Source organism: Humibacter soli (genome assembly GCF_054779035.1).
Window position 1 is genome coordinate 1,266,489 of the sequence record NZ_BAAGYX010000001.1, and the last position, 23,862, is coordinate 1,290,350.

Annotated in this window: 20 protein-coding genes; 5 read left to right on the forward strand and 15 right to left on the reverse strand. The window is 68.9% G+C overall.

What is annotated here, in order from left to right; translation table 11 throughout:
• Positions 1–2: 2 nt before the first annotated feature.
• Positions 3–1,364 (forward strand): FAD-binding oxidoreductase, encoded by a 1,362-nt coding sequence (locus ACYVDN_RS06000; RefSeq protein WP_460569414.1) that lies wholly within the window; start codon positions 3–5, stop codon positions 1,362–1,364.
• On the opposite strand, the gene smc is transcribed toward ACYVDN_RS06000, so the two are convergent.
• Together smc and ACYVDN_RS06010 are read right to left on the reverse strand one after the other, a co-directional pair.
• Positions 1,333–4,887 carry a coiled-coil domain-containing protein gene (smc, locus tag ACYVDN_RS06005; protein WP_460569416.1) on the reverse strand — a complete coding sequence of 1,185 codons (3,555 nt, stop codon included), beginning with the start codon at positions 4,885–4,887 and terminating at the stop codon, positions 1,333–1,335. The genes ACYVDN_RS06000 and smc overlap by 32 nt on opposite strands.
• 118 nt (positions 4,888–5,005) lie before the next feature.
• Positions 5,006–6,223: an MFS transporter gene (locus ACYVDN_RS06010; RefSeq protein ID WP_460569418.1), complete on the reverse strand. Its 1,218-nt coding sequence runs from the start codon at positions 6,221–6,223 to the stop codon at positions 5,006–5,008.
• A 205-nt stretch (positions 6,224–6,428) separates the two neighbouring features.
• Here ACYVDN_RS06010 and ACYVDN_RS06015 point away from each other — a divergent pair, with 205 nt between their 5' ends.
• Entirely contained in the window at positions 6,429–7,502 is a 1,074-nt protein-coding gene (locus ACYVDN_RS06015) for a GNAT family N-acetyltransferase (RefSeq protein ID WP_460569420.1), read from the forward strand.
• Entirely contained in the window at positions 7,502–8,488 is a 987-nt protein-coding gene (locus ACYVDN_RS06020; RefSeq protein ID WP_460569422.1) for an MDR/zinc-dependent alcohol dehydrogenase-like family protein, read from the forward strand. The genes ACYVDN_RS06015 and ACYVDN_RS06020 overlap by 1 nt, the downstream gene beginning before the upstream one ends.
• On the opposite strand, the gene mutM is transcribed toward ACYVDN_RS06020, so the two are convergent.
• The 9 genes from mutM to ACYVDN_RS06065 form a co-directional block, all read right to left on the reverse strand.
• Positions 8,475–9,404, reverse strand: a complete 930-nt coding sequence (gene mutM, locus ACYVDN_RS06025; protein ID WP_460569424.1) for an Fpg/Nei family DNA glycosylase — start codon at positions 9,402–9,404, stop codon at positions 8,475–8,477. The two genes, ACYVDN_RS06020 and mutM, sit on opposite strands and share 14 nt — an antisense overlap.
• Position 9,405: 1 nt before the next feature.
• The gene (rnc, locus tag ACYVDN_RS06030; protein ID WP_460572260.1) at positions 9,406–10,086 is read right to left on the reverse strand and encodes a ribonuclease III; all 681 of its coding nucleotides are present in this window, start codon (positions 10,084–10,086) and stop codon (positions 9,406–9,408) included.
• A gap of 58 nt (positions 10,087–10,144) precedes the next feature.
• Entirely contained in the window at positions 10,145–10,348 is a 204-nt protein-coding gene (rpmF, locus tag ACYVDN_RS06035) for a large ribosomal subunit protein bL32 (protein WP_460569426.1), read from the reverse strand.
• A gap of 5 nt (positions 10,349–10,353) precedes the next feature.
• Positions 10,354–10,848: a YceD family protein gene (locus ACYVDN_RS06040; RefSeq protein WP_460572262.1), complete on the reverse strand. Its 495-nt coding sequence runs from the start codon at positions 10,846–10,848 to the stop codon at positions 10,354–10,356.
• Positions 10,849–10,960: 112 nt separating this feature from the next.
• Positions 10,961–13,267: a transglutaminase TgpA family protein gene (locus tag ACYVDN_RS06045; RefSeq protein WP_460569428.1), complete on the reverse strand. Its 2,307-nt coding sequence runs from the start codon at positions 13,265–13,267 to the stop codon at positions 10,961–10,963.
• 46 nt (positions 13,268–13,313) lie between these two features.
• Positions 13,314–14,648, reverse strand: coding sequence for a DUF58 domain-containing protein (locus ACYVDN_RS06050; RefSeq protein WP_460569430.1), 1,335 nt, complete (start codon positions 14,646–14,648; stop codon positions 13,314–13,316).
• A 10-nt stretch (positions 14,649–14,658) separates the two neighbouring features.
• Positions 14,659–15,690: an AAA family ATPase gene (locus tag ACYVDN_RS06055; RefSeq protein ID WP_460569432.1), complete on the reverse strand. Its 1,032-nt coding sequence runs from the start codon at positions 15,688–15,690 to the stop codon at positions 14,659–14,661.
• A complete protein-coding gene (gene coaD / locus ACYVDN_RS06060; protein WP_460569434.1) occupies positions 15,687–16,169 on the reverse strand; it encodes a pantetheine-phosphate adenylyltransferase in 483 nt (160 codons plus the stop codon). Before coaD ends, ACYVDN_RS06055 begins: the two co-directional genes overlap by 4 nt.
• Before the next feature lie 91 nt (positions 16,170–16,260).
• Positions 16,261–18,513: an ATP-dependent DNA helicase RecG gene (locus tag ACYVDN_RS06065; RefSeq protein ID WP_460569436.1), complete on the reverse strand. Its 2,253-nt coding sequence runs from the start codon at positions 18,511–18,513 to the stop codon at positions 16,261–16,263.
• A gap of 49 nt (positions 18,514–18,562) precedes the next feature.
• On the opposite strand from ACYVDN_RS06065, the gene rsmD reads away from it, so the two are divergent.
• Positions 18,563–19,159: an RsmD family RNA methyltransferase gene (rsmD, locus tag ACYVDN_RS06070; RefSeq protein WP_460569438.1), complete on the forward strand. Its 597-nt coding sequence runs from the start codon at positions 18,563–18,565 to the stop codon at positions 19,157–19,159.
• Here the strand turns inward: rsmD and ACYVDN_RS06075 are convergent.
• Entirely contained in the window at positions 19,129–20,166 is a 1,038-nt protein-coding gene (locus tag ACYVDN_RS06075) for a thiamine-phosphate kinase (RefSeq protein WP_460569440.1), read from the reverse strand. The genes rsmD and ACYVDN_RS06075 overlap by 31 nt on opposite strands.
• A 132-nt stretch (positions 20,167–20,298) precedes the next feature.
• On the opposite strand from ACYVDN_RS06075, the gene ACYVDN_RS06080 reads away from it, so the two are divergent.
• Positions 20,299–20,838 (forward strand): DUF3515 family protein, encoded by a 540-nt coding sequence (locus tag ACYVDN_RS06080; RefSeq protein ID WP_460569442.1) that lies wholly within the window; start codon positions 20,299–20,301, stop codon positions 20,836–20,838.
• A 125-nt stretch (positions 20,839–20,963) separates the two neighbouring features.
• Here the strand turns inward: ACYVDN_RS06080 and ACYVDN_RS06085 are convergent, their stop codons facing one another.
• The 3 genes from ACYVDN_RS06085 to ACYVDN_RS06095 are packed head-to-tail and all read right to left on the reverse strand — an operon-like array spanning position 20,964 to position 23,851.
• Positions 20,964–22,052, reverse strand: coding sequence for a D-alanine--D-alanine ligase family protein (locus ACYVDN_RS06085; RefSeq protein ID WP_460569444.1), 1,089 nt, complete (start codon positions 22,050–22,052; stop codon positions 20,964–20,966).
• Positions 21,955–23,049 carry an NAD(P)H-dependent glycerol-3-phosphate dehydrogenase gene (locus ACYVDN_RS06090; RefSeq protein WP_460569446.1) on the reverse strand — a complete coding sequence of 365 codons (1,095 nt, stop codon included), beginning with the start codon at positions 23,047–23,049 and terminating at the stop codon, positions 21,955–21,957. The genes ACYVDN_RS06085 and ACYVDN_RS06090 overlap by 98 nt, the downstream gene beginning before the upstream one ends.
• Before the next feature lie 19 nt (positions 23,050–23,068).
• Positions 23,069–23,851, reverse strand: coding sequence for a lysophospholipid acyltransferase family protein (locus tag ACYVDN_RS06095; RefSeq protein WP_460569448.1), 783 nt, complete (start codon positions 23,849–23,851; stop codon positions 23,069–23,071).
• Positions 23,852–23,862 lie beyond the last annotated feature (11 nt).

Below are 23,862 nucleotides of genomic sequence, written 5' to 3' on the forward strand. Positions count from 1 at the left end.
ACATGGCACAGGCACCCGAACTCATCGGCCTTCGCTCTCGACTGACCGGCAGGCTCGTTCTGCCCGGCGACAACGACTACAACGACGCGAAGCGCGCGTGGAATCTCGGCGTCGAGCAACACCCTGCGGCGGTGGCGGTTCCGGCCGGCGTCTCGGATGTGCAGCAGATCGTCCGCGCTGCCGCGGAGGCGGGCCTCGGAGTGCTGACCCAGCCGAACGGCCATTCGGCCGGCGCAGACCTCTCCGACATCGTGCTCGTGCGGCCGAGGGTGTTCGACGAGGTGAGCATCGATGTCGCTCGGCGAACCGCGAGGGTGGGCGCCGGTGTGAACTGGGGCAGGGTGCTCACGGCGCTCGACGGCAGCGGGCTGGTGGCGCTGGCAGGCAGCAACCCGGAGGTCAATACCGTCGCCTACTCGCTCGCAGGGGGACACTCGCTTTTCGCCCGCACCTATGGCCTGCAATCGCCTGCCGTGACCGCCGTCGAGCTGGTCGACGCGTCGGGCGAGTTCACGCGAGTCACGCAGGACGCCGACCCCGATCTTATGTGGGCTCTGCGCGGTGCCGGCGGTCTGTTCGGCGTCGTGACTGCGATCGAGTTCTCCCTGTTCGACGGCGACGAGCTGTTCGGCGGCAAGCTCATGTTCACCCCGGAGAGCGCGGCCGAACTGCTGGCCGCCATGTTCGAGGTCGCCAGGTCGGAACCGACGCTCGGGCTCTCATTCGGCATGATGAACTTTCCCGGAGCGCCGTCCGTGCCGGAGCTACTGCGTGGCAAGACAGTGGCTTCGGTCGACATCCTGCACATCGGCGGCTTCGACACCGGCGCCCCGGCGATCGCGCCACTGCGCTCGGTCGGCACCCCCTTCGCGGACACCACCCAGGTCTTCGGCATCGGTTCGCTGGCGCAGGTGGCCGCCGAACCGACTGACCCTATGCCGTACGCGGACTGGAGCAGTGCGTCGAGCGGTTACGACTCCACCTCGGCGGAGGGTCTGATCGACGCGTTCGCGAAGGGCAGCAGCGCTGGTCTTACCCGTATCGAGGTGCGTCCGTTCGGCGGCGCTTTACTCGCGGGCAGCCGGGAGCATGCGGTCGCTGGGCGAATCGATGCCGCTGCATACGTGGGTGCGAGCGTGATCGCGCCCAGCCCTGAAGCACTGACCGGCGTCGATGAGGCGTTCGCGCCGCTCACGAGTGCGGCGGCATCGACTCCGGCGACGGGGAACGTGCCGACGTTCCTCGATGAACGAGCCACACTGGGCGACGCGTTCGACGGAGCCGCGATCGCCCGGCTGAAAGAGCTCAAGGCGGAGCGCGACCCGAGCGGCGTCATCCGTGGAGCGCGGCGACTTCCCGACTGACGCCCGCCGCGGAGTCGTCCCGCTCGGCGACGCGCTGCCCGACGACGGCGGAGACGCCGTCTTGCCGCATCGAGACGCCGTACAGGGCATCCGCGATCTCCATGGTGCGCTTCTGGTGTGTGATGACGATCAGCTGGCTCGACTCGCGCAGCTCCTCGAACACCGTCAGCAGCCGGCCGAGGTTGGCGTCGTCGAGCGCCGCTTCGACCTCGTCCATGATGTAGAACGGGCTCGGTCGCGCCTTGAAGATCGCGATCAGGAACGCGACAGCGGCGAGGGAGCGCTCCCCTCCGGAGAGCAGCGACAGCCGCTCGATCTTCTTGCCGGCCGGCTTGACGGACACCTCGATGCCGGTCGTGAGCAGGTCGTCGGGGTCGGTCAGCCTGATGCTGCCGCTCCCGCCGGGGAACAGAACCGGGAACACGTCGGCGAACGCCTGGCGGGTGTCGTCGAACGCGTCGGCGAAGATGCCCTGCATGCGCTCGTCGATGTCGTCGATGATCGTGAGCAGATCCTTGCGCGTGTTCGCGAGGTCGGTGAGCTGCTCGGTCAAGAACTTGTGGCGCTGCTCCAACGCGGCGAACTCCTCGAGCGCCAGCGGGTTCACGCGGCCGAGACGTGCGAACTTGCGCTCGGCATCCTGCAGCCGCTTCTCCTGCTCAGCGCGGACGAACGGGCGCTCTGAGCCGTCATCCGTCTCCGCCGGGATGGCCACCTGTGGCCCGTACTCGGCGACGAGCACGTCTTCGACGAGACCGAGCTCGCTGCCCGCGCGCTCCAGCAGGCTGGACAGGTGCAGCTTCTTCTCGTAGATCTGCAGCTCGAGCCCGTGCACGCTCTCGCTCACGGCCTGCAGCCGATCACGGAGAGACGCCTCGTCACGGCGCAGCGCGACCAGCTCCTCGTTCTGACCCGCCCGCGCCGCCTCTGCAGCGGCCAGCTCGGTGCGAGCCTGACTCACGGATCGGTCGACGGAATCGAGGGCGCTCGGCAGCATCGCCGTTACCCGCTCAGCTGCGTCCACCTGGTGCCTGCGGATCACCTCTCGCCGTGCGGCCTCCGCCGCCGCGGCACGCTCGGCCTCGAGTCGCTGGGCGAGGGATGCCCCACGAGCGTCTTCGGCACGCACGCGTTCTCTCGCGGTCTCCGCAGCCAGCCTCGCCTGCACCTCCGCCTCGCGGCACGCCTCGAGCTCAGCGGAGACGGAATCCCGCTCGCTGACGTCGAGGATGGGTCGCGGCTTCGACGCGTGCGTCTCGTGCGCGCGCGTCGAAGCCGACGAGGCACGATCGGCTTCTTCGACCTTGGCCTCCGACTCCGCGATGCCTTTGGCGATGCGCTCGGCCTCGGCGTTCGCGGCGTCGACCTGCGCCGTCAACCGGCTCGTCTTCTCCGTCTGCTCAGCGAGCTGGGCATCGTAAGCGCGCAGCTGGGTCAGTGCGGCCGCGGACGTCTGCTTCGCAGCTTGCAGAGCCTCACGCTGCTCGTCGTGCTCGGTCTTGGCCTTCGCGATGGCCGACTCGAGCTCCTCGAGGCGCGCGGCGGCGGCATCCCGTTCGGCCAGCAGCTCGATCCGACCAGCACCCCTGCCCGAGCCGCCTCTGAGCGTGTGTTCCGAGAGCACCTCGCCGGTGCGGGTGACCAGCACCGTGCCTGCGCCCGCGAAGGACGACCACAGTCGTTGCGCCTCTGCCAGGTCCTCGACGACGATCACGCCGCTCAGCAGCCCGCGGATGCTCGGCGTCGCCTCGATCAGAAGGTCGACGGCGACCCGCGCCCCCTTGGGCGGATTCGCGTGCGACCGCGGCGCGTCTCCGGCCGGACCGCCCTCGACGACCGCCTCGATGGAACCGAGGTCTTCCGTAAGGGCGAACCGAACGGCGTCGACGGCGGCGTCTCTGTCCGTGACGAGCACGGCGTCTGCCAGCGTGCCGAGTGCCGCAGCGATGGCCGCCTCGAAACCGGGCTCGACCTTGATGGCGTCAGCCACGCGGCCTTTCACACCGTTGCGACCAGCGGCGATGAGCGCCGCCGAGCCGTCCCGCGCCTCGAGCGCGCGCCCCAGGGCGTTCACTTGGCCGGACAAAGCGTCGCGCTCACGTTCCAGCGTTCGCAGCTCGTCTCGAAGCCGTTCGATCTCCGCCTCGGCCTCGAACACGGCGGCCTGAGCGAGCTCGTACGCCTCGGCGAGGTCGGTTTGCGCGTCGGGTCCGAGCGGCGAATCATCCTCGCTGTCGGCGAGTGCCTCCTCGGCGGCAGCGCGCCGTTGCTCCGCGGCCTCAAGTTGATTGCGCTGACGCAGCACCTCGCCGCGCAGTGCCGCGAGACGCTGGGCAGCGGCATCCGCCTGTCCGGCGAGCTTGGTGAGCTCGAGATCGTGCTGCGACACCAGGGTGCTCTGCGCCGCGATCTGCTCGTCGAGGGCGTCGAGCCGACCACGTGCGGCACGGGTCGCGGTCTGTGCGGCGACCACTGCGGCATCCGCTTCGCCGACGCCGTCGCGCAGCATGGCCGACTCGGCTTTTGACGCTTGGATCATGTCAGGGGTCACCGTGAACGCGGACTCGGCGCTCTCCGCCTGGGAGCCGAGCAGCGCGAGGCGCTGGTTCGCCAAAGTGAACAGGGAGCGCAGCCGCTCCTGTGCGGATTCCAGCGCGAACGCCGTGCGCCTCGCAGCATCGACGGCGTCGCCGACCTGCTCCTGCTCGATGCGCGAGATGCGCAGCTGCTTCTGCTCCAGCTGCTCCTGCAGAACGATGCGTTCGCTGTGCCGCATGGATTCGTCGCGCGAGTACCCGTCGAGCGAGCCGCGCAACGAGACGACCTCGTCGGCGAGCAGTCGCGCCCGCGCGTCGCGGACGACGGCGGCGATGGTCTGAGCCTCTCGTGCCACCTCCGCCTGGGCGCCGAGCGGCTTCAGCTGCCGCCGGATCTCTCCCGCCAGATCGCTCAGCCTCGTGAGGTTGGTCTGCATCGCCTCGAGCTTGCGCAGCGTCTTCTCTTTGCGGCGACGATGCTTCAGGATGCCCGCCGCCTCCTCGATGAAGCCGCGTCGGTCATCCGGGCTCGCGTGCAGCACGGCGTCGAGCTGCCCCTGGCCCACGATGACGTGCATCTCGCGCCCGAGGCCGGAGTCGCTCAGCAGCTCCTGCACGTCGAGCAGCCGGCACTGCTTGCCGTTGATCGCGTACTCGCTGCCGCCGTTGCGGAACAGCGTGCGACTGATCGTGACCTCGGAGTACTCGATCGGCAGCGCGCCGTCGGAGTTGTCGATGGTGAGGGTGACCTCGGCACGGCCGAGCGGACCACGGGTGGACGTGCCGGCGAAGATGACGTCTTCCATCTTGCCGCCGCGCAGGGTCTTGACGCCCTGCTCCCCCATCACCCAAGCGAGGCCGTCCACGACGTTGGACTTGCCTGAGCCGTTCGGGCCGACGATGCAGGTCACGCCCGGTTCGAAGGCGAACGTCGTCGGCTGTGCGAAGGACTTGAACCCCTTGAGCGTCAAGCTCTTCAGATGCACGCCTGACGCCCCCTTCCCTCGGTCAAGCCGTCTCTACGGTACCCGACACGCGGGCCAGGGCCCGGCAGCGAGGTCACGTGGCGGATGATCGGGCCGAAGCACGACATCCGCGTCACGATCACGCCCCGTTGTTTTCGGGTTCGACGACGATCGCGGTGTTCACTCGTGCGAGCCTGCCGAATGGTGTCACCGCGGCAGCCACGAGTGCCACGACGGCGGCACCGATGAGCGCGACCGCCGGCCCTGGGCCGGCGATGATCAGGCCGGCGACGGCCGTCGCGATGGAGGCGCCGAGGTTGAGCGCGGTGTTGGTCCAGGCCGACGCTTCGGTTCTGGCATGTGCGGGCGCCATATCGTCTGCTGCGAGATACCCGGTGATGAGTGCGGGCGCCAGGAACAGTCCGACGACGACTGCCGTGACTCCGAACGCCACGAGTCCGAACCCGGTGGCCAAGGCGCTGACGACGGTGACGAGACCGATTCCCACAGCGCAGCAGAACAGCCGAACATCGAGTGCGATCCGCCACCGGAGGTGCCCGTAGACGACGCCGCCGACGGCGCTACCCACCGAGAGCGCGGCGAGCAGCCATCCCGATACGACCTCGGCGTGAGCCGCGGTCGCCACCGCAGGAGTCGCGATCTCGAACGTGCCGAGCACCACGCCGACCCCGCACAGCACGACGAGCACGCGAGCGAAGCCGGGAAGGCCGAGCACGCGGCTCGGAGCGGTCTGATCCGTTCGGCGCGAACCGCGTTGCGAGCGCACGACCCTGCTGCTGGCGAATCCGGCCGTTGCCACCAGCGTGATCGCGGCGACGAGAGCGAGCGCCGCGGGACCGGACACCAGTGTGACGACGCTCGCAGCGATGATCGGACCCACGACGAAGACGATCTCGTCACAGGTCGCATCGAGGCTGAACGCTGTGCTCCTCGTCACGCCCGGGGTTGTGAGGTCCGCCCACGTCACGCGCATCGCCGCACCGAACGGCGGTGCCGACAGACCGGCCAGCCCGGCAAGGGCGATCAGAACAGCCAACGCGGGATGCCCGAGCGACATCGTGACCGCGATCAGACCGAAACCTGCCGCCTGCACCGTGCCGAGCAGCGCGAGAACGAGCGAGGCGCCCCAGCGGTCGAGCGCGCGGGCGCGCCACGGCGAGGCCACGACGTTGGCCAGGCCGAAGACGGCCGACACGGCGCCCGCCGTCGCGAAGGAGCCCGAAGCGGACTGCACGGCGAGCACGAGCGCGAGGCCCGCGATCGCAAGCGCCAAACGGCCGAGGAGGGACGGCAGGAACGAGCGCAGTGCGCCCGGTAGGAGAAGAACGGAGAACATCGTGACTTTCGAGGGTGACCGCGCGACGACGGCGGAATCTGACGGTGAGAGGCCCGCAGGCAGGGTTGACGCACCCTGTTGGGCAGGAGTCTGCGCAGGTGGTACGCAGTGCCGTCAGATGAACATCACGATGAACACGCGTGCAAGGTTATCTAAGGTCGGTGTTGTCAGTCGATTCGGCAGCGGAGGGGTTCTTCTCGTGCGAGTGACCATCGAACGGGTAGTGGTCCCGGAGACCGTGGATGCCGATGCCTCGGGTGACTTCGCGGGCTTCGTCGATGTGGGCAACGCGTGTGCCCTCGAACTGTGGCGCAACGACGACTTCGTCTACGACCCCGCCGATCAGCTTGCCTGGTACGGCGAGAGCCCTTTCCGGCTCAGGATGCTCTACCTCGCCAGACTCGACGGCGACCCCGCCGGCCGCCTGCTGGTGACCGTGCCCCTCGACGAGAACGCCACGACGGCGGAGGTCGAAGTGCAGGTCATCCCTCCCGCGAGACGGCACGGCATCGGAACGGCTCTGCTCCGACTCGGAGAAGACCTGGTCGGGGATGCCGGTCGCGTCGACATCTCGACGTTCACCGAGCATGTGCTCGCCGACCTGCTGCCACATGCTCCGAGACTGACTCCGGAGTCCGGCCCGCTCGGGCTGCCCGCGGAGGATGACTCCGTGCGATTCGCCCTCGCGTCGGGTTACCGGCTGGGTCAGGTCGAGCAGGTCAGCCGGCTGACCCTGCCGATTCCGGATGACGTCGCCCTAAACCTGCAGAGGGAGGCCGACTCCCACTCGCAGGACTACCGCATCGTGACCTGGTGGCAACGCTGCCCCGACGAGCTCGTCGACAGCTATGCCGCGGCGAGAGCGCGCATGGTGATCGACGTGCCGCACGACGGCATCGCGGTGGACACCGAGCGGTGGGATGCCACCCGGGTGCGCGAGCAGGAGCAGCGCTGGATGGATGCGGGCGAGCCTCCGCTCGTCGCCGCTGCCGTGCACGCGGCCTCCGGTGAGGTGGTCGCGTACACGATCCTGCTCGTCGCTCAAGGATCGAAGAAGGTGGAGCAGTGGGACACCCTGGTGGTCGCCGCCCACCGCGGCCACCGGCTCGGCCTTGCGGTGAAGCTCGCCAACCTGCGCGCGCTGACGGAGGTCGCTCCCGCAGTCGAGCGCATCCTCACCTGGAACGCCGGAGAGAACAGCCCGATCCTGGCGATCAACAAGCGGATGGGCTTCGAGGCCTACGCCCTCGACGGCAACTGGCAGAAGGGTCTCGCCTGATGGCACAGCAGACGATGCGAGCAGCGGTCATCCACGAGCTCGGGCCCGCCGACGCCATCCGGGTCGAGACCGTACCCGTGCCCCAGCCCGCTGCGACCGAGGTGCTCGTGCGTATCGCCGCCACGACGGTCAATCCCGTCGACACCTTCGTGCGCAGCGGCGCCTACCGGACGCCGATGACGTTCCCATTCGTCGTCAGCCGTGACCTCGTCGGCACCGTCGAGACGGTCGGCGACGACGTAGCCGACTTCTCCCCAGGGGACTCCGTGTGGTGCACGAGCCTGGGCCACGGCGGCCGGCAGGGCGCGGCGGCCGAGTACGCGGTCGTGTCGGCCGACCGCCTCTACCACGTGCCGGCCGGCGTCGACCCGATCACTCTCGTCGCGCTGGCTCATCCCGCCTCGACGGCCTGGCTCGGGCTCGTCGAGCACGGCGGCCTTGCCTCGGGTGGCACGGCCTTCGTCGGCGGAGGCGGAGGCAACGTCGGCGGATGTGCCGTCGGCATCGCGATCGGCCTCGGAGCGACGGTGGTGGCGACGGCGGGCGAACGCGACCTCGCTCGGCTCGCGGAAGCCGGAGCGATCGGGCTCGATTACCGCGCGTCGGGGCTCGACGACAGCATCGCCACCGCGCTGCCGAACGGGGCTGATGTCTGGTTCGACACCTCGGGCAGCCTTCGCCTCGGGCAGGCGGTTCCGCTTCTCGCCGAGCGGGGACGCATCGTGCTGGTGGCGGGAATCACCAGGCGCGACGAGCTGGCATTCGGAGAGCTGTACACGCACGACCGCGGCATCGTCGGCTTCGCGATCAGCAACGCAAGGGTCGGCGAACTGCGCAGAGCGGCGGACGCTGTGGGGGCGGCCGTCGCTGCCGACGCCCTGCCCGCCCCCGTGATCGAGCGGAGGCCGTTGGAACAGACGGCGCGGGCGCACGCGGATGTCGAAGCCGGCGTCACCCATGGGCGGCGACTGCTCATCGTGCCCTGACGGGTGGGCTCAGGATGACCTGGCATTTCGGACAGAAATGCGACGAGCGGTTCATGAACGGGCGACGTACGATCCGCGTGCCGCAACGGCTGCAACTCTCGCCCTCTCGGCCGTAAACCTCAAGGCTGTGCGCAAAGTAGCCGGACGCACCGTTGACGTTCACGTACTGGGCGTCGAAACTCGTGCCGCCCTCCGCGAGCGCCTTCTGCAGCACCAGCCGCACCTCTGACAGCAGCTCACGGGCCTTGCGACGCGAGAGCGTCTGCGTCGGCTGCTCGTAGTGCACCCTCGCGGCCCAGAGCGCCTCGTCCGCGTAGATGTTGCCGACGCCGCTGATCAGCGTCTGGTCGAGAAGCGCACGCTTCACGGTCGTGCGTCGCGTCGCGAGCGCACGGAGGAATCCTGCGTCGTCGAACGCCGGGTCGAGCGGGTCGCGGGCGATGTGCGCGACCTGGCTCGGCACCAGGGAAAGGTCCGTTCCGAGCCCGCCAGGCGCGCCGTCGATGGTCGGCACCAGAGTGTCGACAGCCAGCGATCCGAACGTGCGCTGGTCGACGAAGTGCACGGCGAGCTCTCCGCGCTCCGGATGCTCCAGCACGAGCCGCACCCGCGCGTGCCGGCCGGCGGGCTCCCCAGCCTCGCGCAGCAGCACCTGCCCGCTCATGCCGAGGTGGATGAGCAGGGCGTTCGATGCCGAGGCATCGGAGTCGGCGGCGATCGGCAGCCACAGGAACTTGCCCCGTCGGGCCGCTCCGAGCATCCGTCTGCCCGTGAGCATCGCTGGGAGCTCGCCGATCGATCGATCGTGCCTGGTGATGCCGCGTTCGTCGAGCACTTCGACGGACGAGATGGTCGCCGAGGTCACGGCCGGTTCGAGACCGGCCCGCACGACCTCGACTTCGGGGAGCTCTGGCACGTCAGTCGCGGCCGTTGGCCAGCGTCCACGCCTTGAGCGCCGCGGCCATCTCGGCGTTCTTCTTGCTCGTGCCCTCGCCATCGGCGGTCACAACGCCGTCGACAGAGACCACGGCACGGAAGGTCTTATTGTGGTCAGGTCCGCTGTCGGTGACCGTGTAGTGCGGCGCGGGTGCGCCGTGTCGTGCCGCCAGCTCTTGAAGGCTGGTCTTGGGATCCATCGCGGCGCCGAACCGGTCGGGGTCATCGAAGAGCGGCCCGATCAGCCGAAGAACGAACTCGGTGGCGACGTCTCCCCCGGCATCCAGATAGACGGCACCGATGATCGCCTCGACGGTGTCGGCGAGGATGGACGACTTGTCGGCTCCACCGCTCTGCGTCTCGCCCCTGCCGAGCAGCACGAATTGCCCGAGCCCGATGCCCCTCGCAACCTCGGCGAGGGCGACGCTGCTCACGAGCGACGCGCGCCGCTTGGCCAACCCGCCCTCGTCGACCCGCGGGTTGTCGCGGAACAGCTTGACCGTGACCGCCTGCCCAAGGATCGAGTCTCCGAGGAACTCGAGGCGCTCGTTGGTGGGAATGCCGCCATGCTCGTACGCGTACGAACGGTGGGTGAGCGCAAGGGACAGCAGCTCGGGATCGATGTCGATGCCCAGGAGTTGCTGCAGCGCACGCGACTGCAGGACGGCCCGATCGGACCGTCCTGCATCGGCTGCCTTGGCCGTGTCGCTCGACACGACCTTAGACGTCGGCGACCTTGCGGCCCTTGTACTCCAGGAACAGCGGGGTACCGGCCGAGTCTTCGACGACCTTCGCGTGATGCGGAAGGCTGTAGGTCACCTTGCCGTTCTCGATGGTCTTGACCAGGTTGGGAACCTGAGCCTTCCACTGCGAGCGGCGGGAGTGCGTGTTGGAACGCGACTTCTTCCTCTTGGGAACAGCCATGATCTCTACTCTTCTCTGTCTGGGGAACCGGCGGGGCCGGCCACGTCGTCGGAAGCAGGAAAGTCCGCGAGCGCAGCCCACCGCGGGTCGGTGGTCTTCGTGGGTTCGCGATCCGGCAGATCGGCAAGCCGTTCGCCGGTCTCTGGGTCGAGACCTGGGCAATCCGGCCGGCACACCGGCTGGAACGGCAGTGACAGCACCACCGCATCCCTGACAAGAGGTTCAAGATCCACGTGGTCGTCGTGAACCTCAAAGTCAAAAGCTTCCCCAGAAGAATACGCGAAAAGCTCCTGGAAGTCGACTTGGACACTCTCGGCGATGTCCGTCAGGCAGCGGCCGCAGACGCCTGTCGCGACGGTCGACACCTCACCGGACGCCAGGATGCCCTCGTGCACCGATTCGAGCCGCAGTTCGAGGTCGACCGGGGTTCCGGCCTCCACGCTGATCAGCCCTTCGCCGAGCTTCTCCGGGGAGTCGACGACGATCGATTCCTCGCGCATCTCGCCTGGGCGATGCAGAAGGTCGCGCACGTTGACGGAATAGGGGTTGCGCACTGGAGCAGACACGAACCAGCATTCTAGCGCGGCGGTTCCGATCGCAGGCCGACCGCCATCAGCTGCTGAATCGCGCCGCCCCCGGTGACCGCAGACGTCCCTCGAGCAGCGATACCGGCGCCACCTGGGCGCGAACGCGACGCGCCCACCCCGCGGTCCCGGCGATCGCGGAGACAACTGCGACGACGTCGGCAGCGAGCTGCGGATCGGCGTAGTTGCCGGTGCGCGGTGCGAACCGATCACGCTCGATGGCGTCGATCAGCTCATCCAATGCCGCAGAAGCTTTGGCGCGCGCGTCGACGCTCGGTGCCCCGGGCGGAGCTTCCTCCCACGTTCGTCTGAGCCGTTCGGCGAAGACCCTCGGGGTCTCGGTCGCCGGCACGGCGAGGCCCAGATCGAGGCACGACGCCCGCAGCTCGACCCACATCGTCGCGACCTTGCCCCCGCCGTTGCTCACCGAGGCGAGCCGTGACGCTCGCAGGCGCCTGCGCACGATGAGAGGCGTCAGCAACAGCGCCAGCACGACCAGGATCACGGCCGCCACGCTGCCGCTGGACGAGATCGCGGTCGCCGTCGGGTCATCCGGCGATCCCGTGGTCGCCGGTGCGTCGGTGGCGAGCTTCAGGCCCTTGCCGCCGGTCGGAGTCGCCGTGGCGGTCGGGGCGGACTGCGCTTGAGCGGCCTGCGCTGTCTCGTAGTCCGGAACGGACCCTCGACCGACGGTCGGCTCGAACGGCACCCACCCGACCCCGGGAAAGTACAGCTCCGGCCACGCGTGCAGGTCGTCGGAGCTGACGGAGAAGACGCCCTTCGAGCCCGACGCTCCGGTCTGAGTGCCCGGCAGGTAGCCGACCGCGATGCGTGCCGGGATGCCAAGGTCACGCGCCATGAAGGTCATCGCGGCTGCGAAGTGCACGCAGTAGCCGGCCTTCTGCTCCAGGAACGTCGCGATCGTGCCGGGCGTGTCGCCGTCGTACCCACCGTCCTTCGGCGCATTGAGGGAGTAGCGGAACTGGCCGTCGTGGAAGTAGGCCTGCAGCGCGACGGCCTTGTCGTACGGCGTCACCGCACCCGCGGTGACAGACCGCGCAGTCGCCGCGATGATCCCAGGCGCGTCCCTCGGCACGAGCAGGTCGTTCTCGACCGAGCCGGGATAGTCGGTGCCCGCGTCACGCAGTTGCTTGGCCGTCGGTTCGAGACTGCGTGAGACGACCGTGTACTGCTGATTCACCGTCGTCGCCGTGTAGCCCGTCACGGTGAGGTCCTTCTCCTCCCATCCCCAGCTGCCGGCGAGGCCGGTCACCCGCTCCACCGGGTACGGGGCGGGCAGCCATGAGCTCGTCATGTTGTGCACCTGCACCTGGGTGGTGACCTTCGTCGATTTCACCTTGTCGGTGAGACCGGGGACCTTCGAGATCTTCGTCGAGGACGTGAAGAACGTCGATGACGAGCGCAGGTGGCGCCACACCGCCCCGGAGAAGGCGTCGAGTGTGGTCATCTGCAGGTAGCCGGGGGTGGGGTCCGTCGTCGTGTAGTTGATGACCGTCACGGGGAGCGGGCGGCGCAGGTCGGCGCCGAGGTCGATCAAGGGGCTCACGCCCTGGCCGAACAAGACTCCCGACGCCGGAATGGCTTGCCGTCCGACCTGCTGGAACCCGGGCGCTGTGGTGCCGATCACCAGCGCGACCACGATCGCGCCGGCGGCGATCGCAAGAGATGACCCGAGCTCGGCGCCCGCGCCGCGTGTCGAACGCACGTCGGCCCGCAACAGCAGCAGGTAGGCAACGAGGCAGAGCACCAGGGCGAGCGGAGCGATGCCGCCGTTGAGCAGCGACGCCGGGGCGCTGAGCGCGGCGACGACGAGCACGCCCACGAACGCAGGCCGGCGCAGCACGACGGCGAGCAGGTCGGCCGTCCAGGCGATGATTCCCCCTGCCGCGACCGTGAGGAAGAGGAACTCCGGAATCGGATCGGCGGGCACTCCCTGGTTGTTGAACGACACCCGCGCTTCGGTCACGAGTCGACCGAATTCTCCGAATGTCGCCGGAGTGGGGATGAAGCCCAGCAGCGCGGTGGACGACGCGAACAGGGCCGTCACGAGCAACAGGAGTGCGACCAGCGATGCGATGGGTGCCACAGCGCGCGGCAGACGCGTGAGGCGACATCCCACCGCGACCCCGAGCACGACGACGGCGGTGAGGATGAGCTCGATCCACCACACCGCCCCGGAGATCAGCCCGCCGAGCGCCACGGTGAGGGCGCCCATGACCGCCAGCAGTGCCACGAACAGCCTGACATCGGTGACGCGCTGCGAGCGCTCCGGTGAGGTCGCGACGGGTGCCGGCGCGGCCGGACGCCACGACACGACAGGAGGCCGCCGACCAGGGCCGGTCCTCGCGGACCGGGCGGTGTCAACCACGACGCACCGTCGGCGCTTCGATGCCTGCCCGCTGCCAGACGGCGGCCGGCGACTCGCCGGGTTGCACGTCGACGCAGGTCCAGCCCCTGCGCTCGTAGTGCTCGCGAAGGTCTGGGCGCTCACCAACGAAGAAGGCAACGGCAGGGTCGCACAGGATGCGCAGGGACGCGGCCGCGGCCAACTCGTCGTGATCCCCGTCGACCACCACCACGAATGCGGGCACGGCCTGCGGGTTGCGGCGCAGGGCTGCACTGAACACCGCAGCGGAATCGGCGTTGTCCCGCGGAACCTGCTCGAGGGCCGCCAGGCCGGCGAGCAACGTCTGCCCACCGCCGGGAGGGTCGTACGCGGCGACGGGGAGTCCGCCGGTGCCCGCCCGCGCGGTTCCGGCGCGTCCGAGGAGCTGGATCGGGGCGGTCTCGACCACTCCGAGCGCGAATCCCTGTCCGACGAGATGCGTTCCGATCGATGCCACGAGGTCGATGGCCGCCTCGAAGCGCGGGTTGCGGGCATCCGAGCCGGCATGACGGTGTTCAGCTCGCGCCCCTGAATCGGTGTCGAGCAGCACCCAGGTCTCCGGGTTGCTGCGCGGCTCCTCCTGGCGCACCATGAGCTTGTCGTGCCTGGCCGTCGCACGCCAGTGCACCCGTCGCATCGGATCGCCGGGGCGGTACTCCCTGGCGATCAGCTCGTCGGCGTTGGGGATGCTCTGCTTCACGAGCTCGTGCTCGTATCCCTCGCTGCGGGAGAACTCGAACTCCGCCTCCGTGAGGTCGAGCGCGCGCGGAACCACGATCAGCGGCTTCGACGACCCGATCGCGTAGAGGCATCGCACGAGTCCGAACGGGTCGGTGCGCTCGAGCAGCAGCGGGCCGACGTCGTACACGCCCCGCACCGTCGCCTCGATCGAGTACCTCACCACTGTGCTGTCCGAGCGGTCCCTGCTGGCGCGGGCGTGCTCACCGAGCTGTGGAAGTGCGGCGAAACCCGGCGCCACGAGCGGCGCAGGACAGTCATCCCGCCATCTCAGACCGGGCGACATGCGATTGGACTCGTTGCGCACCACGAGGGCGACGTTCGCCGTCTCGCCCACGATCACCAGGTCGGACTCGAAGGTTCGGCCGACGCTGATCCATGGGCGATCGATGGTCACCGCGATGGCTGCGGCGAGCGGGAGGAGCAGGAGCACGAGTCCGAGCACGAGCAGGTCGACGCGGCCCAACTGGGCGGCTCCGATCATGGCGATGACCCCGGCGATGGCGATTCCTGCGCCACGCCAGGTCGGCCTCGGCCGCTGCGCTGCTGACCGGACTCGAGTCGTCCTCATGCTTTTCAGGCTACTTCTGTTGCCCCGTCGGCACGGGCGTCGCGGCGACGATGCGGGAGACGATCTCCGAGAGTACGGCGGTGCGTTCGTGGTGCTGTCCCATCGCCCTGCTGGTGGGCAGAAGGCGATGCGCGAGCACTGGAACTGCGAGATCGTCCACGTCGTCGGGGAGCACGAAGTCGCGGCCATCCAACGCCGCCCTTGCCTTCGCAGCGCGCACGAGCTGCAGCGTCGCGCGCGGGCTCGCCCCCAACCGAAGATCCGGGTCCTCGCGGGTGCCGCGTGCGATCGCGACCGCGTAGTGCTTCAGCGCGTCGGACGCGAAGACGCGGCGTGCCAGGCTCATCATGCGCCTGAGCCGCTCGGTGCTGACGACTGCGCCGATCTGCGCGAGCGGGCTCGAGGTGTCACGACCGGTGAGCATCTCGATCTCGGCCTCTTCGTCCGGATACCCCATGGCGATGCGGGCCATGAACCTGTCGCGCTGCGCTTCGGGCAGCTCGTACGTGCCCTCCATCTCGACGGGGTTCTGGGTGGCGATCACGATGAACGGGTCGGGAAGCGGATAGGTGGAGCCGTCGACCGTGACGTGCCGCTCCTCCATGCACTCCAGCAGCGCGGACTGCGTCTTGGGGCTTGCCCTGTTGATCTCGTCGCCGATCACGATGTTGGCGAACACGGCCCCCGGCTTGAACTCGAAGCGTCGCTCCGGCTGGTTGTACACCGAGACTCCGGTGACATCGGAGGGCAGTAGGTCGGGCGTGAACTGGATGCGGCTGACGCTGCTGTCGACGGACTTGGCGAGTGCCTTGGCCAGCATCGTCTTGCCGACGCCGGGCACATCCTCGATGAGCAGGTGGCCCTCGGCCAGCAACACGGTCAAGGCGACACGGACCGCCTCGTGCTTGCCGTCGATCACGGCCTCGACGTTCGCCGCGATCTGGTCGGCGTCGGCTTGGAGCTCTTCGGGTGTCAGATCGGGTTCGACCTCGTCGGCTGCGGATGCCGCATCCGTGGGTTGTTTGGTGGGAAGACTGTTCATGGCTCCTGCAGGTACTCGTAGACCGCACGAGGAACGTACGGACTCACGTCACCGCCCAGCGCGGCGACCTGACGCACCAGCGAAGACGACACGTGCGCGTTCGCCGGATTGGGCAGCAAGAAGACCGTCTCGACACCGGCCAGATCGCGGTTGACGATCGCCATCGGCGTCTCGTAGGCCACGTCGACCTGCGAACGGATGCCCTTCACCAGGGCCTTCGCGCCGACATCGGTGCAGTAGTCCACGAGGAGCCCGACACTCCATGCCGCAACGATGACGTTGGACGGCAGCCGTTCGTCGGCGATGGACCGTTCGATCAGGGCGACGCGTTGGGCGATCGGCAGCATCGCGTCTTTGTCGGGGTTGTGCACCACCAGAACGTGGATCTCGTCGAACAGGCGCGCGGCTCGCGCGATCACGTCGAGGTGCCCCAGGGTGACGGGGTCGAACGAACCAGGGACAACGGCGATCCTGCTCATAGATTTCCAGAATAGCGGCGGGGGGTTATCGGTTCGTTACTGTTCGCATACGACTCGCAGGATGCCGAACGAGGCGCCGATCGTCGCACGATCACGCCCTCGCCAGGAAGTCTCGCGACTGGTCGGTGAGCCGTGAAGCGATCGCGGATGCCAGTGCCGGGTGCCCCACAAGGTGCGGGTCGTGCTCCAGCACGCCACCGGCGTCCGCCCGCGCCTGCTCGATCACCTCGCCGTCACGCGCAACCCTCAGTAGCCGTAGCGACGAACGGCCGCCGGACTGGTTGCTGCCCAGCACGTCGCCCTCTCTCCTCAGCTCGAGGTCGGCCTCGGCGAGCTCGAATCCGTCGAGGGTCGCCGCGACCGCGTCGACACGTTCGCGTGCGGTGGTACCTGTTTCTGCCGCCGTCACGAACAGGCACAGGCCGGGGACGCCGCCGCGGCCGACCCTTCCGCGCAGCTGATGCAGTTGCGAGACGCCGAAGCGGTCGGCATCGAGCACGATCATGGCTGAGGCGTTCGGCACGTCGACGCCGACCTCGATGACCGTCGTCGCGACGATCAGGTCGAGCGTTCCCGCCGCGAACGCGAGCATGACGGAATCCTTCTCGTCCGCGCTCATCCGCCCGTGCAGCGCCGCGACTCGTGCGCCGGCAAGGCGGGCGTCGGCCTGCACGGCTGCAAGGGTCTGCTCGACCGAGGCTGCCGGGACCGTCGGTGCGGATGGCTCGGCTGCGTCATCCACGTCGCCGCCGAGCTCGTCGTCCTCCGCCTCCTTGGCAGTGATCGCGGGGCACACGACGAACACTTGGTGGCCGGCAGCGATCTCTTCCGCAGCGCGCTCCCACACCCTGGATTCCCAGCGAGGATGTTCGGCCAGAGGAACGACGAAGCTCTCGATGCGCTGTCGCCCCGCTGGGAGCTGCGCGATGGTCGACACGTCGAGGTCGCCGAACACCGTCATCGCGACGGTGCGCGGAATGGGTGTCGCCGTCAGCACGAGCTGGTGCGGCGGGGAAGACGCCTTGGCGCGAAGCGCGTCACGCTGCTCGACTCCGAAGCGGTGCTGCTCGTCGACGACGATGAGGCCGAGGTCGAAGAACGACACGTTCTCGTTCAGCAGCGCGTGGGTTCCGACGACGATCTGCGCCTGACCGCTGATGGCGCGCAGCATCGCCTTCTTGCGCTCCGACGCGGTGAGCCGGCCGGTGAGGAGCGTGGGCATCAGATCCGCCGCGAGGTCGGGACCGAGAGCCGCCACGATCGATCGGAGGTGCTGCGAGGCGAGCACCTCCGTCGGCGCCAGGAAGGCGGACTGCCCACCGCTGTCGGCCACCTGCAGCATGGCACGTAGCGCGACGACGGTCTTGCCGCTGCCTACCTCACCCTGCACGAGTCGGTTCATCGGAACGGGTTGGGCGAGGTCGCCGGCGATCTGGTCGCCGACCGCCTGCTGGTCGTCGGTGAGCTGGAACGGCAGCGCTGCCTCGAAGCGGTCGGCATACCTGCCCGGCACCGGCTTGCGTGCCGTCGCCGCCGTCTCACGCAGCCGGGCGCGCTCCTGCAGCAGTGCAGCCTGCAGCACGAACGCTTCCTGGTAGCGAAGCGTGTCGCGCGCCTTGCGCCAGTCGGCATCGTTGGCCGGTGTGTGGATGCCCGTGAGTGCGGCCCTGAACCGCTCCAGTCGATGCTCGGCGGCGAGCTCCGGCGGCACCGGGTCATCCACGTCGCGCAGCTTGGGCATCACCTCCTCGCGGATGACCTTCGCGATCTTCCAGCTCGCCAGCGTGGACGTCGCTGGGTAGATCGGGATGGGCTGGATCTGCCAGGCCTCAACGGCGGGCCCCGAGGTTGCCGCGGTTCCAGGGGTGTCGTCGAAGAGCTCGTAGTCGGGATGGGTGAGCTGCAGCGACCCCTTGTAGCGGTTGACCTTGCCGGCGAAGATGCCGCGTCTGCCAGGAACGAGCTCGTTCGCCCGCCATGCCTGGTTGAAGAATGTGAGGGTGAGGATGCCCGTGCCGTCGGAGATCCCGACCTCGAGGATCGAGCCCCGACGCTGACGCATCGGGCGAGAGCTGCAGCTCCTCACCTCGGCGACGATCGTGACGTCTTCGCCGGTCGGAATCTCCGCAAGAGCCGTGAGCTCTCCCCTGTGCGCATAGCGACGGGGGTAGTGCGCGAGCAGGTCGCCGACCGTCTCGTGCCCGAATGCCCGATGGAAGAGCGCAGCCTGCCTGGTGCCGATCGATGCGGAGAGCGCAGTGGCGAGTTTCACCGGACCTGCCGAGGCACCGACCTCGTCGCGCTCCGAGGCATCTGCTGCCCGGCTCGCTCGTGTCTGCGCCATGCACCAAGGCTAGGCGGTGCGACCGACACCTGCGGATAGTGTCGAAGGTATGCCCCGTATCGTCGCCGGTTTCGCCGGATCGCTCGGTCTCGCGGTGCCGCGCTCGGGCACCCGGCCCACGAGCGACCGCGTGCGTGAGGCGATGTTCTCATCGCTCGAGTCGATGGATGCCGTCAGCGGCATGCGAGTGCTCGACTTGTATGCCGGTTCGGGTGCGCTCGCTCTCGAGGCCGTGAGTCGCGGTGCGACCTCCGCCGTGCTGGTCGAGCAGAATGCGCAGGCGGCCTCCGTGTGCCGTGCCAACGCCGCGGCGGTCATCACGGCGGCCGCGAAGTCCGCTCGGGACGTCACGCCAGTCGTCGACGTGCGTCAGAGCTCCGTGATGGCCTACCTCGGTCATCCTCATCAGCGCGCGGTGGACCTCGTGTTCATCGACCCCCCGTACGACGTGGATGAGGCCGACCTGGCGGGAGTGCTCGAGGCGCTCATCCCGTCGCTGAACACGGATGCCGTCGTGGTGGTCGAACGCAGCGCGCGCTCCCCCGAGCCGTCCTGGCCGGCCGGGCTGGAACCGTTCAGGTCGAAGTCGTACGGCGAGACCGCCGTGTGGTTCGCTCAGCCCGCGACGCCGTCCCAGCCGGAATAAGGGTCCCAGCCGGAGCGGCGACCGTAGGGATGCCCGTCGACGGTCACCCGTTCGGCAGGATCATCCACGTCTCGGGGCTCGACCGTGCCGATCACGACGAACGGCGCCGGTGGCACGGTGTCCGTGGGGAAGCACGCCAGCAGCGCGTGGTCCTCTCCCCCGGTCAGCGCGAGCGCCGGATCGATGTCCGGCGCCAACGACGCGAGAGCCTCGGAGGCCAGGTCGATCCGGACGCCCGACGCCTCAGCCACCCGCCCCGCGTCGAGCGCGAGCCCGTCGCTGACGTCGAGCATGGCGGTTGCGCCGGCGATGGCAGCGGAGACCCCGGCGGCGATGGGCGGCGTCGGCCGTAGTTGCACGGCCACCTCCGGGACGCGAGCGGCGACCGCCACTCCGCGCGCAGCATCGGGGACACCGTCATCGTCGACGCCGTCCGCGAAGAGGGCGACGAGGCCGGTCGCCGCCCTGCCGATCGTTCCGGCTACTGCGACGATGTCTCCTGGCTGTGCGCCCGACCGCAGCACCGGCTCCCTCCCCTCCAGATCGCCGAATGCGGTGACCGCGAGCGTGAAGACGTCCGAGACGGAGAGGTCACCGCCCACGACGCCACAGCCGGGCGCGAGCGACTCGCATCCCTCACGCAGGCCGTCGGCAATGGCTTCGAGGGTCGTGACCGGTGTGTCACCGGGTGCGGCGATCGCGACGACGAGCGCGGTCGGCATGGCGCCCATCGCGGCCACGTCGGCGAGGTTCGTCGCTGCGGCCTTCCAGCCCACGTCGGTCGGACTGGACCACGCCCACCTGAAGTCGGGTCCGGCGATCATCATGTCTGTCGTCACCACATAGCGGCCGTCCGGTGCGGCCAGCACCGCGGCGTCATCACCCGGGCCGACGATGGTGGCATCGGATGCCGGCAGTCGCGGAAAGATGCGACGCAGTGTCGCGACCTCACCGATCGAGGCCAGCGTCGCGGCCTCCGCGTGCCCCTTGCGCCCAGAGTCCGTCACGGCTCCAACGCTATCGCGACGGCTGTGTCTCTCCGCGAGCCGGCGCGAGCGATGCACTGGGGCTCGTGCGAGCCTCAACCCACGGGGAGGCGCCCAGGTCTCTCACCTCAATCGCCGATATCGTGATGAACGATGTCACCCCGCCCCCCTCGTGCCCGCCGGCTGCTCGCCGTCATCGCCGTTTGTTCGTCCGCTCTGCTGCTCACGGCGTGCGCCCCGACCGTCGCGCTCGATCCGGCGCCGGACGCGAACGATCCCAAGTGCGCGGACCTCACCGTGCACCTCCCCGATACGGTCGCGGGCAAGGCGCAACGCGAAACCAACGCGCAGGCCACGGGCGCCTGGGGCGATCCCGCCGTCGTTCTGCTGCGATGCGGTGTTCCGCCGATCGGACCCACGTCGAAGCCGTGCATCACCGTGAACGGCATCGACTGGGTCCTGGAGAACGACCCAGCGGACACGGCCCTTCGCTACATCACGTTCGGGCGCACGCCGGCCACCGAGGTGGTCATCCAGCACGGAAAGGGTGGAGTCGCCGACGCGTCGGTGCTGCCCGACCTAGCGGACGCGATCAGCGAGATCCCGCAGAAGAAGCAGGAGAAGTGCCTGAGCACCTCCGACCTCACGGCGCCGGTTCCCACCGCGACTCCGACGCCGTCACCCACCCGCTGACCGCGCCCCACGATCCGTGAGACTGCACGCCCTCGCCGAGACAGCGGGCGGAGCCCGCAGCGTTGGGGTGGAGACGAAGTCTCGCGGAAAGGCGCGCCCGACCTCGGCAAGCTGCGGGGCGCCGCTCAGCCGCGCTGGAGGGCCAGGTCGATGAGCTCGTCGATGAGCTCCGGGTAGCTGAAGCCGCTCGCCTGCCACACCTTGGGGAACATCGAGATCGGCGTGAACCCCGGCATGGTGTTGACCTCGTTGATCACCCAGCCATCGTTCGTGAGGAAGAAGTCCACACGGGCGAGCCCAGCGCAGTCGATCGACTCGAATGCGCGTACCGCGAGCGACTGCATCTCCGCGAGCTGCTCGTCCGTCAGCTCGGCCGGGCAGACCAGTTCGACGCCCGGCGCATCCAGGTACTTGGCCTCGAAATCGTAGAAGCCGCGCTCGGTCACGACGATCTCGCCGGCGACGGATGCCCGCGCCCGCTCGCCCGACCGTGCTCCGAGCACACCGATCTCGACCTCGCGGCCCGCGATGGCCGACTCGACGAGGGCTTTGTCATCCTCGGCGAACGCGACGTCGAGGGCGCCGGGAAGCCCCTCGATGGACGTGATCTTCGTCACGCCGACGCTGGATCCGGCGCGAGCGGGCTTCACGAACAGCGGGGAGCCGAGCTCGCGCAGGCTTTCGGCGACGGTGTGCTGCTCGCGCTCCCACTGGTCGCGGGTCACGGTGACCCACGGGGCAACCTGGATGCCCGCCGCCTGCAGCACCGTCTTGGTGAAGTGCTTGTCCATGCCGAGTGCGCTGCCCAGCACGCCGGACCCTACGTACGGGATGCCGGCTAGCTCGAGCAGCCCCTGCACCGTGCCGTCCTCGCCCCACAGTCCGTGCAGGATCGGGAACACCACGTCGACCTCGCCGAGCGACGTGATCACGCCGTCGCGCTCCACGGTCAGCTCGCGATACCGCACCGAGTCGGGCCACCGCACGCGGCTGCCGTCGTCGCGCACCTCGGGGAGAGCGTCGGGGTCGAGCGCGAACGCCTCGGGGTCATCCCGTTCGAGAACGAACGCACCGTCGCGCGTGATCCCCACAGGAATGACGTCGTAGCGGTCGCGGTCAAGCGCCCCGAGAACCCCGCCCGCCGTGGCGCAACTGATCGAATGCTCGCTCGAACGCCCGCCGAAAAGTAGCACGAGGACGCGCTTGTGAGTCATCCGTAGTCCTTTCGCCACGGGGGGTGTCGTCCGTGGTCAGGTGGGGGGCCAGATCTTTCGGTTCGAGCGTACCGGCAAGCACCTGGCCGACCTGTTCGACGATGGGCATCTCGACGCCCTTGGCCTTCGCCAGCGCGAGGATCGGAGCGACGGATGCCAGGCCTTCCGCCGTCTGATTCATCTGCTTCACGACCTCGGCGAACGCATATCCCTGGCCGAGCAGCCTGCCTGCCGTGTTGTTGCGCGACAGCGGCGACTGGCAGGTGGCGATGAGGTCGCCGAGTCCGGCGAGTCCGGCAAGAGTCTCCCGCTCGGCTCCGTGGGCGACGGCGAAGTCCGTCATCTCCACGAGTCCGCGCGTGATGATCGACGCCTTGGTGTTCTCGCCGTATCCGACGCCGTCGACGATGCCGATGGCGACAGCGATGAGGTTCTTCAGCACGCCGCCGAACTCGGTGCCGATGACATCCGTGTTCACGAACGAGCGGAAGTACGGGTTGCACGCGGCCATCGCGACCTCTTGCGCCGTCTCCACGCTGGTCGACGACACCACGGCGGCCGTCGGCTGCCGCTGTGCGATCTCGAGCGCGAGGTTCGGGCCGGATGCCACGGCGACGCGATCCAGGTCGATCGGCAGCACCTCCACGATCACCTCGCTCATGCGCAGGCCGGTTCCCTTCTCGACACCCTTCATGAGGCTCACGACGGGGATGTCGGGCGGGAGCACCGGCTCGAGTGCGATCAGGTTGTCACGCAGGGTCTGGCTGGGCACGGAGAGGAACAACTGATCGGCGCCCTGCACTGCCTCAGCGAGGTCGGACGTGGCCTTCAGATTGCGGGGCAGGTTGATGCCCGGCAGGTACTTGCTGTTGCGCCTGGCCTCGGTGATCTCGCGAGCGGCCTCCGGCCGTCGTGCCCACAGGGTCACGTCGGATCCGCCGTCGGCGAGCACCTTCGCGAAGGTCGTTCCCCAGCTGCCTGCCCCGAGGACGGTCACGCGCCTCGCCGGCGCCGGCTTAGCCCTCAAAGCGCCCCGTCTCACTCTGCGCGTGGTCGGCCGGGTCCCATCGGTTCTCCGGCCCCTTCTCGCCACGCAGCGTCTCGAGCTCATGGGTGATGGCCTGCATGATCTTGTCCGTCGCTCCGGCCAGCACGGTCGCCGTGCGCGGACGGTCACGGTACTCGGAGAGATCGACGGGCGCGCCGATCGAGAAGGTGATGGTCTTGCGCGGAAAGAGGCTGATCTTCTTCGAGTAGCGAGCCATGATCTGCTGAGTTCCCCAGTGCGCGACGGGGATGACCGGGATTCCGTAGTCCAGCGCGAGCCTTGCCGCCCCCGTCTTGCCCCGCATCGGCCACAGCTCGGGGTCACGCGTGAGGGTGCCCTCCGGATACACGACTACGACGCTGCCGTCGTCGACGATGTGCTGGGCCTGAGCGATGGGCGCACCGCGGCCGCCGTGGCTCCTGCTCACCGGCACCTGACCGGACTTCGAGAGGAACCAGCCGACGACGGGCACCTTGAACAGGCTCTCCTTGGCCAGGAAGTGCGGCGCACGCCCGCGACGCCAGATCATCGACCCGACGACGAGCGGATCGATCTCGCTGTAGTGGTTCGGCGCGATGACGTACGCCCCCGTCAGCGGCAGGTTCTCCCGCCCGTGCACCTTGAAGCGCGCGATCGTGCCGACCAGCGGAACGACGACGCCCGCCATGGGCCAGAACACGCTGGGCCGGTGAGTCTCCTTGAACACCCTTCGAGCGGGGGCGGCGTCCAGTTCATCGGGTGTTTTCGGCACCCGCCCATTAT

Coding starts and splice junctions, on each gene's coding strand:
- ACYVDN_RS06020 (WP_460569422.1), top strand. CDS start 7,502: ATGGCACAGCAGACGATGCGAGCAGCGGTCATCCACGAGCTCGGGCCC.
- rpmF (WP_460569426.1), bottom strand. CDS start 10,348: ATGGCTGTTCCCAAGAGGAAGAAGTCGCGTTCCAACACGCACTCCCGC.
- ACYVDN_RS06040 (WP_460572262.1), bottom strand. CDS start 10,848: ATGCGCGAGGAATCGATCGTCGTCGACTCCCCGGAGAAGCTCGGCGAA.
- ACYVDN_RS06080 (WP_460569442.1), top strand. CDS start 20,299: ATGTCACCCCGCCCCCCTCGTGCCCGCCGGCTGCTCGCCGTCATCGCC.
- ACYVDN_RS06055 (WP_460569432.1), bottom strand. CDS start 15,690: ATGAACAGTCTTCCCACCAAACAACCCACGGATGCGGCATCCGCAGCC.
- ACYVDN_RS06050 (WP_460569430.1), bottom strand. CDS start 14,648: ATGAGGACGACTCGAGTCCGGTCAGCAGCGCAGCGGCCGAGGCCGACC.
- rsmD (WP_460569438.1), top strand. CDS start 18,563: ATGCCCCGTATCGTCGCCGGTTTCGCCGGATCGCTCGGTCTCGCGGTG.
- ACYVDN_RS06065 (WP_460569436.1), bottom strand. CDS start 18,513: ATGGCGCAGACACGAGCGAGCCGGGCAGCAGATGCCTCGGAGCGCGAC.
- ACYVDN_RS06010 (WP_460569418.1), bottom strand. CDS start 6,223: ATGTTCTCCGTTCTTCTCCTACCGGGCGCACTGCGCTCGTTCCTGCCG.
- coaD (WP_460569434.1), bottom strand. CDS start 16,169: ATGAGCAGGATCGCCGTTGTCCCTGGTTCGTTCGACCCCGTCACCCTG.
- ACYVDN_RS06085 (WP_460569444.1), bottom strand. CDS start 22,052: ATGACTCACAAGCGCGTCCTCGTGCTACTTTTCGGCGGGCGTTCGAGC.
- ACYVDN_RS06000 (WP_460569414.1), top strand. CDS start 3: ATGGCACAGGCACCCGAACTCATCGGCCTTCGCTCTCGACTGACCGGC.